Genomic DNA, 13,125 nt, shown 5'->3' with positions numbered 1-13,125 from the left:
CTTGCGTCAAGTGACGGAGGCAGTGGCGATCATGCCACTGCCTCCGTCTGGGTCAAGCTGCTTGATTGGCCGTCATGGCTTCTTGCCGCCGGTGTGAGTGAAGCCGGCTGGGCCACCGCCCTCACCGCCGGTGCCGAAGGTGCCGCCCACCGCCGCCGGGTTCAGCTCCTCCATGTCCTCCGCGCTGAGGACCGCACCCGTGCTGCGCTTGCTGCGCCGCAGGTAGCCCTCCAGCCAGCTCGCGAAGGACGTCAGGATGAAGTTCAGCACGATGTAGATGGCCGCCACGACGATGAAGCTGGGAATGACGTTGGCGAAGTTGGCCGCGAGGGTGCTGCGGGAGTTCAGCAGCTCGTTGTAGCCGATCATCACACCGCCCAGCGCGGTGTCCTTCACGATGACCACCAACTGGCTGACGATCGCCGGCAGCATGGCCGTGACCGCCTGCGGCAGCAGGATGCTGGTCATCGTCTGGGTCTTGCGCAGACCGATGCCGTAGGCCGCCTCGCTCTGGCCCCTGGGCAGGGACAGGATGCCCGCACGGACCACCTCCGCGAGCACGGAGGCGTTGTAGAGCACCAGGCCGGTGACGACCGCGTAGAAGGGCCGGTCCTCGCTGGTGACGTTCGTGTAGCGGGAGTAGAGCTCGTTCGCGAACAGCATCAGCAGCAGCACCGGGATGGACCGGAAGAACTCCACGACCACGGCGGACGGCACACGTACCCAGCGGTGGTCGGACAGGCGTGAGATGCCGAAGAACGCGCCCAGCGGCAGGGCGATGACCATCGCGAGCGCGGCCGCCTTGAGGGTGTTGCCCAGGCCCGGGATCAGGTAGGTCGTCCACGTGTCGCCCTGGACGAACGGCTTCCACAGAGCGCTCGTGAGCTGGTTCTTGTCATCCATCGTCTGCCAGATCCACCAGACCAGCAGGGCCAGGAGGACGAAGAAGACGACCGACAGAAGGATGTTGCGCTGTTTGGCCCGGGGCCCGGGCGTGTCGTAGAGGACGGAACTCATCGCTTCACCGCCAGTCGCTTGGCGAGCCACCCGAGGATGAGGCCCGTGGGCAGGGTCAGGACCACGAAACCGAAGGCGAAGACGGCGCCGATGGCGAGCGTCTGGGCCTCGTTCTCGATCATCGACTTCATCAGGGAGGCGGCCTCCGCCACACCGATGGCGGCGGCGACCGTGGTGTTCTTCGTCAGGGCGATCAGCACGTTGGCCAGCGGGCCGATGACCGACCGGAAGGCCTGCGGCAGCACGATCAGCCGCAGCGTCTGGGTGAAGTTCAGCCCGATCGCGCGGGCCGCCTCGGCCTGGCCGAGGGGCACCGTGTTGATGCCGGAGCGGATCGACTCGCAGACGAAGGCCGCGGTGTAGGCGACCAGACCGAGGATCGCGAGCCGGAAGCCCTGGAGCTTGAAGTCGTCGGGGGCGCCCAGGGTGACCCCGAAGATGTCGGCGAGGCCGAGCGACGAGAAGACGATGATCACCGTCAGCGGGATGTTCCGGACGATGTTCACGTAGGCGGTGCCGAAGCCGCGCATCAGCGGGACCGGACTGACCCGCATCGCGGCCAGCAGGGTGCCCCAGATCAGGGAGCCCACGGCGGAGAAGACGGTGAGTTTCACCGTCATCCAGAACGCCCCTAGGACGTCGTAGCCTTCAAGAAAGTCGAACACGATCTCCCGCGCTTCCGGGTGGATGACGTACGTGGAGGGCGGGGCGCGCCGCCGCCGGCAGGGCGACGGGCGGCGGCGCACACCAGGGGGACCCCGAGCTGACTGCGGTGGGCCGCGTTACTTGACGATCTGGCCGATCTTCGGAGCCGGCTCGTTCTTGTAGTCGGCCGGGCCGAAGTTCTTCTTCACGGCCGCCTCCCAGGCGCCGCTGCTCTCCATCTTCTCGATCGCCTTGTTGATCTTGTCGACCAGCTGGGTGTCGCCCTTCTTCACACCGACGCCGTAGTTCTCGTTGCTCAGCTTGAGACCGGCGAGCTTGAACTGGCCCTTGTACTTGTCCTGCGCGGCGAAGCCCGCGAGGATCGAGTCGTCGGTGGTCACCGCGTCCACGGCGCCGCTTTGCAGGCCGGCGATGCACTCGGAGTAGCCGCCGAGCTCCTTGAGCTGGGCCTTCGGCGCGATCGTCTGCTGGACGTTCTGCGCCGAGGTGGAGCCGACCACGGAGCACAGCTTCTGGCCGTTGAGGTCCGTGCCCTTGGTGATCTTCGAGTCCTTCTTGACCAGCAGGTCCTGGTGGGCCAGCAGATACGGACCGGCGAAGTCGACCTTCTCCTGCCGCTTCGGGGTGATGGAGTACGTGGCCGCGATGAACTTCACGTCACCGCGCGAGAGCGCGTTCTCGCGGTCGGCGCTCTTGGTCTCCACGAACTGGATCTGGTCCGGCTTGTAGCCGAGCTGTCCCGCGATGTACGTGGCGACGTCCACGTCGAAGCCGGCGAAGTCGCCGTTCGGCTCCTTCAGGCCGAGACCCGGCTGGTCGTACTTGATACCGATCTTGATCTTGTTGCCGCCACCACTCGACGAGGACGACGAGTTGTCCTTGCTGCCACCGCCACACGCCGTGGCGGACAGGGCGATGCTGAGAACGACGGCCGAGGCGGCGGTCACCTTGCGGAGCTTCATGGTGGACATCCTTTGCGTGAGGAACGATGCGGGGCGCGGGGCGGCGCGTCGGGCGCGCGGCCGGATCAGTGGTGCAGGATCTTCGACAGGAAGTCCTTGGCCCGGTCGCTGCGCGGGTTGCTGAAGAACTGGTCGGGCGCAGCCTGTTCGACGATCCGGCCGTCCGCCATGAACACCACGCGGTTTGCAGCCGAACGTGCGAACCCCATCTCGTGGGTGACGACGACCATCGTCATGCCCTCGCGGGCGAGCTGCTGCATGACCTCCAGCACCTCGTTGATCATCTCCGGGTCGAGCGCCGAGGTCGGCTCGTCGAAGAGCATCACCTTCGGGTCCATGGCCAGCGCCCGCGCGATCGCGACGCGCTGCTGCTGGCCGCCGGAGAGCTGCGCGGGGTACTTGTCGGCCTGGGTGGTCACGCCGACCCGGTCCAGCAGGGCGCGCGCCTTCTCCTCGGCCTGCTTCTTGTCGGCCTTGCGGACCTTGACCTGGCCCAGCATCACGTTCTCGAGCACGGTCTTGTGCGCGAAGAGGTTGAAGGACTGGAAGACCATGCCGACATCGGCCCGCAGCCGGGCCAGGGCCTTGCCCTCGGCGGGCAGCGGCTTGCCGTCGATGCTGATCGAGCCGGAGTCGATGGTCTCCAGGCGGTTGATGGTGCGGCACAGGGTGGACTTACCGGACCCAGAGGGTCCGATGACCACGACCACCTCGCCACGCGCGATCGTCAGATCGATGTCCTGGAGCACGTGCAACGCGCCGAAGTGCTTGTTGACGCTCTTCAGGACGACGAGTTCGTCGGTGGGGGCCACGTCTTGCTTGGCCACCGATACTTCGGTCATGGCTCTCAGGCTCCGTCCTCCTCGGTTTCGGAGGAATGTAGTAACCAGCCTCGACCAGCGTCATTACATCTGAGGGGAATCTGAGCATCACGATCCGATAGCAATCGGACACATGTCGTAGCACTGCGGACCTGGGGGCCACCTGGGCACGTATCGGCCGGATAACTAAAGCCCGGACCCACCGGAACCCTCTTGACGCCATCCTCGTCCATCAGCGTGACTGCCATGGTGCACGCGGGCGTGCACGCGTTGTTACTTAGACAAACCGTACGCCTGATGAATCGGAGGAGGCCGGGATGAGACTGCTGCTCGTCGAGGACGACAACCATGTCGCCGCCGCACTGTCCGCGGTCCTGGCCCGGCACGGTTTCGACGTCACGCACGCGCGCAACGGCGAGGAGGCGCTGCAGGCGCTCGTCCCGGAAGGTCCCGGCTTCGGTGTCGTCCTGCTCGACCTCGGCCTGCCCGACCAGGACGGCTACGAGGTGTGCAGCAAGATCCGCAAGCGCACCGCGACGCCGGTGATCATGGTCACCGCCCGCTCCGACGTGCGCTCCCGCATCCACGGCCTCAACCTCGGCGCCGACGACTACGTGGTCAAGCCGTACGACACCGGGGAGCTCCTCGCCCGTATCCACGCCGTCAGCCGGCGCCGCCCCGCCGCCGAGGAGACCACCGACAGCACCGGGACCGCCGTCCACCTCGGTCCGGTCCGTATCGAGCTGCCCACCCGTCAGGTCACCGTCGACGGCAGCGTCGTCCAGCTGACCCGCAAGGAGTTCGACCTGCTCGCGCTGCTCGCGCAGCGGCCCGGCGTGGTCTTCCGCCGCGAGCAGATCATCAGCGAGGTGTGGCGCACCAGCTGGGAGGGAACGGGCCGGACCCTGGAGGTGCACGTCGCCTCCCTGCGCGCCAAGCTGCGCATGCCGGCCCTCATCGAGACCGTACGCGGCGTCGGCTACCGCCTCGTCGCCCCGGCCGCCTAGCGGGGACGGGTTGCGCACACGCCTGCTGCCGCTGCTCATCGTCCTCATGGCGGCCGTCCTGCTCGCCCTCGGCATCCCGCTGGCCGTCAGCGTGGCCGCCGGCCAGCAGCAGAAAGTGGTCGTCGACCGGATCGACGACACCGCACGCTTCGCGGCCCTCGCGCAGTACGTCGACACCGCCGCCACCATCGACCGCAACCCGGGCGACGAACGGCTGGAGACCCTCAGCCACGAACTCGCCAGCTACTACGAGGTGTACGGCATCCGCGCCGGCGTCTTCTACCGCACCGACACGCCCATGGCGCACGCCCCCGCGGGGTTCTTCCTCCCCCGTACGGGCGAGGTGCGGGCCGCCTTCGAGGAGGCGCTGCTCAGCCGGCGCAGCCACGATCCGCAGCAGGTCTGGCCCTGGCAGCGCGACCGGCTCGTCGTCGCCTCACCGGTGATCCGCGACGGGGACGTCGTCGCCGTGGTGGTCACCGACTCGCCCACCGGCGAGATGCGCTCGCGGATCCTGCGCGGCTGGCTGGTCATCGGCGCGGGCCTCGTCGCCGCGATGCTGCTCGCCGTCGGCGCCGCGCTCCGGCTGACCGGCTGGGTCCTCAAGCCCGTACGCGTCCTGGACGCCACCACCCACGACATCGCCACCGGACGCCTGAAGTCCCGGGTGGCGGCGGCCGGCGGGCCGCCGGAACTCCAGCGGCTGGCCAAGTCGTTCAACGAGATGGCGGACCACGTCGAGGATGTGCTGGAGCAGCAGCGCGCCTTCGTCGCGGACGCCTCGCACCAGCTGCGCAACCCCCTCGCGGCGCTGCTGCTGCGCATCGAACTGCTGAAATTCGAACTCCCGGAGGGCAATACGGAGATCGCCTCGGTCCAGGCCGAGGGCAAGCGGCTGGCGCAGGTCCTGGACGACCTGCTCGACCTGGCGCTCGCCGAGCACGCCGAGGCGGACATGGAGACCACCGACATCGGTGCGCTCGCCGCCGAGCGCGTGGCGGCCTGGGCGCCCACCGCCGAGGCCAAGGGCGTACGCCTGGTCGGCGACTGCCCGCCCACGACCGGCTGGGCCGACCCGGTGACGCTGTCGTCGGCGCTGGACGCGGTGATCGACAACGCGGTGAAGTTCACGCCCGCCGGGGAGCACGTCGAGGTGGCGGTCGCGGCGGGCGGCGACACCGTGACCGTCGTCGTCACCGACAACGGCCCCGGTCTCACCGACGAGGAACTGACCCGCGTCGGCGACCGCTTCTGGCGCAGCGGCCGGCACCAGAACGTCAAGGGCTCCGGCCTCGGCCTGTCCATCACCCGCGCGCTGCTCGCGGCGGGCGGCGGCTCGATCTCCTACGGCCACCACGAGCCGCACGGCCTGGTGGTGACGGTGACGGTGCCCCGGCACGCCCCGCAGCCGGCGTCCACACAGGACGCGGCGCCCGCCTGAAGGGACGGCGGGTGCGGTCGGTGGCGTCCGGCTGCACGGGGCGGCGGGTGTGGTCGGTGGCTCTACAGCTGCACCACGGAGTGGCGGGTGCGTTCGGTGGCTCTACGGCTTCATCGAGCGGCCAGTGCGGTGACGGTCGGCGGCTCTACGGCTTCACCGAGCGGTAGTACCGCCGTGCGCCCTCGTGGAGTTGCAGCGGGTCCGTGTAGATCGCCGTGCGCAGGTCCACGAGCTGCGCGGAGTGCACGTGCGCGCCGATGCCGTCGCGGCTCTTGATGACCGTGCGGGTCACCCACTCGGTCAGCCGTGGATCGATGTCCGCGCGCGTGATCAGCAGGTTGGAGACCGCCATGGTGGGGACGGCCGCGCCGTTCTGCACGGTGGGGTAGGCCGACTCCGGCATGTTGGTGGCGCGGTAGTAGCGCGAGGCGTCCCCCTCGCGGTGCAGCCGCGCGACGAGATCCGGTCCGATCGGTACGAACCGGATCGGGAAGGAACCGGCGAGCTGCCGTACCCCGTCGGTGGGCACACCGCCCGACCAGAAGAACGCGTCGATCGCGCCGTCCCGCAGCCGCTTCGGCGCACTGCCGATGCCGTCGGCCTCGGGCGTGATGTCCTTGTCCGCGTCGATGCCCGCCACCCGCAGTACCCGGTCCGCGATCAGCCGCACACCCGACTCCGGCGGGCCTATGGCCACCCGCTTGCCGCGCAGATCGGCGACCGAGTGGATGCCCGAGTCGCGGGCGACCACGAGCTGGACGTAGTCGTCGTACAGGCGGGCGACGCCGCGCAGCCGGTCGGCGCCCTGGCCGCCGTTCACCTCGTACGTCTCCACCGCGTCGGCCGCGGCGATCGTGAAGTCGGCCTGGCCGCGCGCCACGCGCGTGACGTTCTCCTGCGAGCCGTCACTGGTCAGCAGGCGCACCTTCAGCTGCGGCATGTCCTTGGCGAGCGCGGTGCGCAGCCGCTTGCCGTAGTCCTGGTAGACCCCGCTCGGGGTGCCCGTGCTGACGGTGATCGATCCGCTCGGCGGCTCCTCGCCCAGCGGCAGCAGCCACCACAGCAGCAGGCCGAGCGCCACGACGCCGGCTGCCGCGCCCGTCAGGGCCCGGCGCCTGCCGATACGGGGGAGCAGCTTGGACATGGGCGCGATCCTGCCAGGCCCTGCGCCGTGCTGACCAGGGGCGGCGGGCGGAGCGAGGCTGTCAGTGGCGCCCGTTACAGTCGCCCGTATGAGTACCTCCCCCGCCGACCTGGTCCGTCAGTTCCACCTCGCCTTCGGTCTCGACGCCCGCAGCACGCCCACCGAGGTGCCGCCCGCGCTCGCCGCCCACCGCGGTGAACTGCTCGCGGAGGAGGCCGCGGAGGTCGCCGAGGTGTCGGTCACCGGACCGCTCGACAAGCTCGCCCACGAGCTGGCCGACGTCGTCTACGTCGCGTACGGCACCGCGCTGGTGCACGGCATCGACCTCGACCAGGTGATCGCCGAGATCCACCGCTCCAACATGACCAAGCTCGGCCCCGACGGCCAGGTCGCCCGCCGCGCCGACGGCAAGGTGCTCAAGGGGGAGAGTTACGAGGCACCAGACGTGGCCGGCGTGCTGCGCCGGCAGGGATGGGAGCCGGGGGGTGAGAGCGCGGCCTGAGCCCGCAGTCAGGGGCTGAGCCCGCAGTCAGGGGCCTGAGGTCGTAGTCAGGGGCCGGAGTGCCGGATGCCTAGTCAGGGGCCCGAGCCCGCAGTCAGGCGTCTGCGCCTGCGGGTCTCAGTCGGTCTCAGTCCCGTGGGACCGCCGTCCGCTGCCGCGGTTCGGTGTCTGCCGCCTCGGCCTCCACGCCCGCCGGTGCCGCCGCCACGGCGCGTGAGGCGGCGCGGCGCCGGGACCAGCGGGCCGCCAGCGGCTCCGTGTAGCGGGCGGTCAGCGGGCCGAGGACGACCAGGATCAGGACGTACGCCGTGGCCAGCGGGCCCAGGGACGGTTCGATGCCCGCCGTCACCGCGAGCCCGGCGATGACGATCGAGAACTCGCCGCGCGCCACCAGCGCACCGCCCGCGCGCCACCGCCCCTTGACCGAGACCCCGGCGCGGCGGGCCGCCCAGTAGCCGGTGGCGATCTTCGTCAGGACGGTGACCGCGGCCAGCGCCAGCGCGGGCAGCAGCACCGGCGGGATGCTCGCCGGATCGGTGTGCAGGCCGAAGAAGACGAAGAACACCGCGGCGAACAGGTCCCGCAGCGGGCTCAGCAGCGCGTGCGCCCCCTCCGCCACCTCCCCGGACAGCGCGATGCCGACCAGGAACGCGCCCACCGCGGCCGACACCTGCAACTGCTGCGCCACGCCGGCGACGAGGATCGTCAGACCCAGCACGACCAGCAGCAGCTTCTCCGGGTCGTCGCTGGAGACGAAGCGTGAGATGAGGCGGCCGTAGCGGACCGCGACGAACAGCACCACGCCCGCCACGCCCAGCGCGATCGCCAGGGTCACGCTGCCCGCCGCGAACCCCGCGCCTGCCACCAGCGCGGTGACGATCGGCAGGTAGACCGCCATGGCCAGGTCCTCCAGGACCAGCACGCTGAGGATGACCGGTGTCTCCCGGTTGCCGACCCGGCCCAGGTCACCGAGCACCTTGGCGATGACCCCGGAGGAGGAGATCCAGGTGACCCCGGCGAGCACCACGGCCGCCACCGGCCCCCAGCCAAGCAGCAGCGCGGCGGCCGCGCCCGGCAGCGCGTTGAGGGCGCAGTCGACCAGACCCGCCGGATAGTGCGTACGCAGGTTGGAGACCAGGTCGCTGGCCGTGTACTCCAGGCCCAGCATGAGCAGCAGCAGGATGACGCCGATCTCGGCGCCGGTGGCGACGAACTCCTCGCTCGCCCCCAGCGGCAGCAGTCCGCCCTCGCCGAACGCGAGCCCGGCCAGCAGGTACAGGGGTATCGGCGAGAAGCTGAAGCGGGCCGCCATCCGCCCGAGCAGGCCGAGGCAGAGGATGATCGAACCGAACTCGATGAGCAGAACCGCGGAGGAGTGCACCGGCGGCTCACTCCCGCCCGAGGATCGCGGCGGCGGCGTCCACGCCCTCGCGGGTGCCGATCACGATCAGCGTGTCGCCGCCCGCGAGCCGGAAGTCCGGCGTGGGGGAGGGCACGGCGTCGGCGCGGCGCAGCACCGCCACGATCGACGCGCCCGTCTGCGTCCGCATCCGGGTCTCGCCGAGCAGCCGGCCGTTCCAGTACGAGGTCGCCGCGATCTCGATCCGCTCGGCCACCAGGCCCAGGTCCGTGGTGTGCAGCAGGTTCGGGCTGTGGTGGGCGGGCATCAGCGCGTCGCCGAGCGAGTCCGCCTCCGAGCCGGTCAGCCGGAGCGAGTGCGCGCAGGAATCGGGGTCGTCGGCCCGGTACACGCTGAGGGTGCGGGTGCCGTCCCGGTGCGCCACCACCGACAGATGGCCCTGTTCGCGTGTCACCAGGTCGTACTTGACCCCGATACCTGGCAGCGGTGTCGCCCTCAGGCGCGGCGCAGACACGTTTCTTCCCCTTCATTCGCCGGTGGTACGGGCACCGCCGGTGATCGTTCCCGGCCGGTGCCGAGCGGCCATGCTGCCACCCTTCCGTACGGTGGCGACATGGGTGTCAGCACGGATGGACGCGGTACGCGGGCGGCGGAGAGGCTGGTCACGGCAGGGCCGTGGGCACACCGCACGGCAGACCCGTGCGCGGACAGCACGGCAGACCCGTGGGCGGACGTCACGGCGGCGCCGCGGGCGGACGGAAGAACAGAGCCGTGGGGGAACGGAAGACGAGGAGGTGCCAGGCGCGTGTCGCTGTTCTGGCGGATCTTCTGCCTCAACGCCGTCGGCTTGGTGATCGCCACAGCGCTGCTGCTCGGCCCGGTCACCGTCTCGACCCCGGTGCTGCCCGGCGAGGCGCTGGTGGTGGTCGGCGGGCTGGCCGCGCTGCTGGCCGTCAACGCCGCCGTCCTGCGGATCGGGCTCGCCCCGCTCACCCGGCTGGCCGGGGCCATGGCCACCGCCGACCTGCTGCGCCCGGGGGCACGTCCCGAGGTCGCCGGTCCGGCGGAGACGGCCGGGCTGATCACGACGTACAACGCGATGCTCGACCGGCTCGCGGCCGAGCGTGCCGCCGGTGCCGCCCGTGTGCTGTCCGCGCAGGAGAGGGAACGCCATCGGGTGGCCCGCGAGCTGCACGACGAGGTCGGCCAGACCCTGACCGCCGTCCTGCTCCAGCTCCGCCGCGTCGCCGACCGGGCCCCGGCGGAGCTGCGCGAGGAGGTGGGCCAGGCCCAGGAGGCCACCCGCGCCGGGCTGGACGAGATCCGCCGCATCGCCCGCCGGCTGCGGCCCGCCCTGCTGGAGGAACTGGGGCTGCACAGCGCACTGCGCTCCCTCGCCGCCGAGTTCACCGGGCACGGGCTGACCGTCCGCCACGACCTCGCCGCCGACCTGACGCCGCTGCCCGGCGAGACCGAACTCGTGCTGTACCGGGTCGCGCAGGAGGCCCTCACGAACACCGCCCGGCACTCCGGTGCCGACCGCGCCGAGCTGCGCCTGCGCGGCGACGCCGCGGGCGTCGAGCTGCTGGTGCGGGACAACGGCCGGGGCACGGCCGGGGCGATCGAGGGTGCCGGCATCAGCGGCATGCGCGAGCGGGCCCTGCTGGTCGGCGCCGGGCTGAGCGTCGCAGCGGCGCCGGGCGGCGGGACGGACGTACGGCTGCGCGTACCGCACCGTGCCGACGTACCGCCGGGCACGCCGCACCCTGACGCGGGAGCTCCCCGGTGACCGGCCGCCCCGTCCGCGTGCTGCTCGCCGACGACCACACCCTCGTACGGCGGGGCGTGCGCCTCATCCTCGAGTCGGAACCGGACCTGACGGTCGTCGCCGAGGCCGGCGACGGGGCCGAGGCGGTCGAGCTGGCACGCGCGCGTGAGGTGGACCTGGCCGTGCTGGACATCGCCATGCCCCGGATGACCGGCCTGCAGGCGGCCCGCGAGCTGTCGCGGCGGCTGCCCGGTCTGCGCCTGCTGATCCTGACCATGTACGACAACGAGCAATACTTCTTCGAGGCGCTCAAGGCGGGTGCGAGCGGGTATGTGCTGAAGTCCGTCGCCGACCGCGACCTGGTCGAGGCGTGCCGGGCGGCCATGCGGGACGAGCCGTTCATCTACCCGGGCGCCGAGCGGGCGCTGGTCCGCTCCTACCTGGACCGGCTCCACCGCGGCGACGGTCTGCCCGAGCGCGCTGTCACCGAGCGCGAGGAGGAGATCCTCAAGCTGGTCGCGGAGGGGCACACCTCCAAGGAGATCGGTGACCTGCTGTTCATCAGCGTCAAGACGGTCGAGCGGCACCGCGCGAACATCCTGCAGAAGCTCGGCCTGCGCGACCGCCTGGAACTGACCCGCTACGCGATCCGCGCGGGCCTCGTCGACCCCTGAGCCCCGCTCGTCCGCCGGCCCCGCGGCCCGTCGTCCCCGGGCCTCACGGCTGCCCGTCCACCGGCCCGGCGGCTGCCCGTCCACAGGCCCTGCGGCTCCTTGTCCACAGGCCGGATCGGGGTGGTCCCGGAACGGCCTACCCTGTATGGCATGAGCAGCAGCGACCGGAGCCCCGCAGTGGACGTCAAGACCTACGAAGTACGCACCTACGGGTGCCAGATGAACGTCCACGATTCCGAGCGGCTCGCCGGCCTGCTCGAAGACGCGGGATACGTGCGCGCCCCCGAGGGCTCCGACGGTGACGCCGACGTCGTGGTCTTCAACACGTGCGCCGTCCGGGAGAACGCCGACAACCGGCTCTACGGCAACCTCGGCCGGCTCGCGCCGAGGAAGGCCCAGCGGCCGGGCATGCAGATCGCGGTCGGCGGCTGCCTCGCGCAGAAGGACCGCGACACCATCGTGAAGAAGGCCCCCTGGGTCGACGTCGTCTTCGGCACGCACAACATCGGCAAGCTGCCCGTCCTGCTGGAGCGCGCCCGCGTGCAGGAGGAGGCGCAGGTCGAGATCGCCGAGTCGCTGGAGGCGTTCCCCTCCACGCTGCCCACCCGCCGTGAGAGCGCCTACGCGGCCTGGGTGTCGATCTCCGTCGGCTGCAACAACACCTGCACCTTCTGCATCGTCCCCGCGCTGCGCGGCAAGGAGAAGGACCGCCGCCCCGGCGACATCCTCGCCGAGGTCGAGGCCCTGGTCGCCGAGGGCGTCTGCGAGATCACCCTGCTCGGCCAGAACGTCAACGCCTACGGCTCCGACATCGGCGACCGCGAGGCCTTCAGCAAGCTGCTGCGTGCCTGCGGGAAGATCGAGGGCCTGGAGCGGGTCCGCTTCACCTCCCCGCACCCGCGTGACTTCACCGACGACGTCATCGCCGCCATGGCCGAGACGCCGAACGTGATGCCGCAGCTGCACATGCCGCTGCAGTCCGGTTCGGACACCGTCCTGAAGGCGATGCGCCGCTCCTACCGCCAGGAGCGCTACCTCGGGATCATCGAGAAGGTCCGCGCCGCCATCCCGGACGCCGCGATCACCACCGACATCATCGTGGGCTTCCCCGGCGAGACCGAGGAGGACTTCGAGCAGACGCTGCAGGTGGTCCGCGAGGCCCGGTTCGCGCAGGCCTTCACCTTCCAGTACTCCAAGCGGCCCGGCACCCCGGCCGCGACCATGGAGGACCAGATCCCCAAGGAGGTCGTCCAGGCGCGCTACGAGCGGCTGGTCGCCCTCCAGGAGGAGATCTCCTGGGCGGAGAACAAGAAGCAGGTCGGCCGCACGCTGGAGCTCATGGTCGCCGAGGGCGAGGGCCGCAAGGACGACGCCACCCGCCGCCTGTCCGGCCGCGCCCCCGACAACCGCCTGGTCCACTTCAGCAAGCCGGAGCAGGAGGTGCGCCCCGGAGACGTCGTCACCGTCGAGGTGACGTACGCCGCGCCGCACCACCTCCTCGCCGAGGGCCCGGTGCTGGACGTGCGCCGCACCCGCGCGGGCGACGCCTGGCAGAAGCGTCAGGAGGCCGAGCAGGCCAAGCCGGCCGGCGTGATGCTGGGGCTGCCGAAGATCGGCGCACCCGCGCCCCTGCCGGTCGCCACGGGCAGCGGCTGCGGCTGCGACTGACCTGCGGCCGCGGCGGACCGGCCCGTTCCGGCCCGGTGGACCTGCCGCGGGACGGACCGTCCCCGACCCGGGTCGCCGTCGACGGCTGGACGCGT

At 71.0% G+C, this 13,125-nt stretch carries 13 protein-coding genes; 6 read left to right on the top strand and 7 right to left on the bottom strand.

Annotation, left to right across the window (positions count from 1 at the left end; genetic code table 11):
- Positions 1 to 72 precede the first annotated feature (72 nt).
- The 4 genes from AB0J12_RS23315 to AB0J12_RS23300 form a co-directional block, all read right to left on the bottom strand.
- Entirely contained in the window at positions 73 to 1,017 is a 945-nt protein-coding gene (locus tag AB0J12_RS23315; protein ID WP_363266284.1) for an amino acid ABC transporter permease, read from the bottom strand.
- Positions 1,014 to 1,682: an amino acid ABC transporter permease gene (locus AB0J12_RS23310; protein WP_363266283.1), complete on the bottom strand. Its 669-nt coding sequence runs from the start codon at positions 1,680 to 1,682 to the stop codon at positions 1,014 to 1,016. The genes AB0J12_RS23315 and AB0J12_RS23310 overlap by 4 nt, the downstream gene beginning before the upstream one ends.
- 117 nt (positions 1,683 to 1,799) lie before the next feature.
- Positions 1,800 to 2,645 carry a glutamate ABC transporter substrate-binding protein gene (locus AB0J12_RS23305; RefSeq protein ID WP_363266282.1) on the bottom strand — a complete coding sequence of 282 codons (846 nt, stop codon included), beginning with the start codon at positions 2,643 to 2,645 and terminating at the stop codon, positions 1,800 to 1,802.
- 65 nt (positions 2,646 to 2,710) lie between these two features.
- Positions 2,711 to 3,487: an amino acid ABC transporter ATP-binding protein gene (locus tag AB0J12_RS23300; RefSeq protein ID WP_363266281.1), complete on the bottom strand. Its 777-nt coding sequence runs from the start codon at positions 3,485 to 3,487 to the stop codon at positions 2,711 to 2,713.
- 296 nt (positions 3,488 to 3,783) lie between these two features.
- On the opposite strand from AB0J12_RS23300, the gene AB0J12_RS23295 reads away from it, so the two are divergent.
- Entirely contained in the window at positions 3,784 to 4,473 is a 690-nt protein-coding gene (locus AB0J12_RS23295) for a response regulator transcription factor (RefSeq protein ID WP_363266280.1), read from the top strand.
- 10 nt (positions 4,474 to 4,483) lie between these two features.
- The gene (locus AB0J12_RS23290; RefSeq protein ID WP_363266279.1) at positions 4,484 to 5,914 is read left to right on the top strand and encodes a HAMP domain-containing sensor histidine kinase; all 1,431 of its coding nucleotides are present in this window, start codon (positions 4,484 to 4,486) and stop codon (positions 5,912 to 5,914) included.
- A 145-nt stretch (positions 5,915 to 6,059) separates the two neighbouring features.
- Here AB0J12_RS23290 and AB0J12_RS23285 read toward each other — a convergent pair whose 3' ends face one another.
- Positions 6,060 to 7,058, bottom strand: a complete 999-nt coding sequence (locus AB0J12_RS23285) for a TAXI family TRAP transporter solute-binding subunit (protein WP_363266278.1) — start codon at positions 7,056 to 7,058, stop codon at positions 6,060 to 6,062.
- Between the two features lie 88 nt (positions 7,059 to 7,146).
- Here AB0J12_RS23285 and AB0J12_RS23280 point away from each other — a divergent pair, with 88 nt between their 5' ends.
- Complete coding sequence (locus AB0J12_RS23280; RefSeq protein WP_363266277.1) at positions 7,147 to 7,560, top strand: MazG nucleotide pyrophosphohydrolase domain-containing protein; 414 nt, start codon at positions 7,147 to 7,149, stop codon at positions 7,558 to 7,560.
- Positions 7,561 to 7,687: 127 nt separating this feature from the next.
- Here AB0J12_RS23280 and AB0J12_RS23275 read toward each other — a convergent pair whose 3' ends face one another.
- Both AB0J12_RS23275 and AB0J12_RS23270 read right to left on the bottom strand, forming a co-directional pair.
- Entirely contained in the window at positions 7,688 to 8,941 is a 1,254-nt protein-coding gene (locus AB0J12_RS23275; RefSeq protein WP_363266276.1) for a cation:proton antiporter, read from the bottom strand.
- 7 nt (positions 8,942 to 8,948) lie between these two features.
- Positions 8,949 to 9,434 carry a TrkA C-terminal domain-containing protein gene (locus AB0J12_RS23270; RefSeq protein ID WP_363266275.1) on the bottom strand — a complete coding sequence of 162 codons (486 nt, stop codon included), beginning with the start codon at positions 9,432 to 9,434 and terminating at the stop codon, positions 8,949 to 8,951.
- Between the two features lie 291 nt (positions 9,435 to 9,725).
- Between AB0J12_RS23270 and AB0J12_RS23265 the strand changes: the two genes are divergently transcribed.
- The 3 genes from AB0J12_RS23265 to miaB all read left to right on the top strand — a co-directional run bounded on the left by AB0J12_RS23265 (position 9,726) and on the right by miaB (position 13,030).
- Positions 9,726 to 10,709, top strand: coding sequence for a sensor histidine kinase (locus AB0J12_RS23265; RefSeq protein WP_363266274.1), 984 nt, complete (start codon positions 9,726 to 9,728; stop codon positions 10,707 to 10,709).
- Entirely contained in the window at positions 10,706 to 11,362 is a 657-nt protein-coding gene (locus tag AB0J12_RS23260; RefSeq protein ID WP_363266273.1) for a response regulator transcription factor, read from the top strand. Before AB0J12_RS23265 ends, AB0J12_RS23260 begins: the two co-directional genes overlap by 4 nt.
- A gap of 150 nt (positions 11,363 to 11,512) precedes the next feature.
- Positions 11,513 to 13,030: a tRNA (N6-isopentenyl adenosine(37)-C2)-methylthiotransferase MiaB gene (gene miaB / locus AB0J12_RS23255; RefSeq protein ID WP_363266272.1), complete on the top strand. Its 1,518-nt coding sequence runs from the start codon at positions 11,513 to 11,515 to the stop codon at positions 13,028 to 13,030.
- Positions 13,031 to 13,125: the final 95 nt, after the last annotated feature.

Origin of the sequence: Streptomyces sp. NPDC049915 (assembly GCF_040656475.1) — a bacterium.
GTDB lineage: Bacteria > Actinomycetota > Actinomycetes > Streptomycetales > Streptomycetaceae > Streptomyces.
The sequence above is the reverse complement of the archived record's forward strand: the minus strand, read 5'-3'. Positions and strand labels throughout refer to the sequence as shown.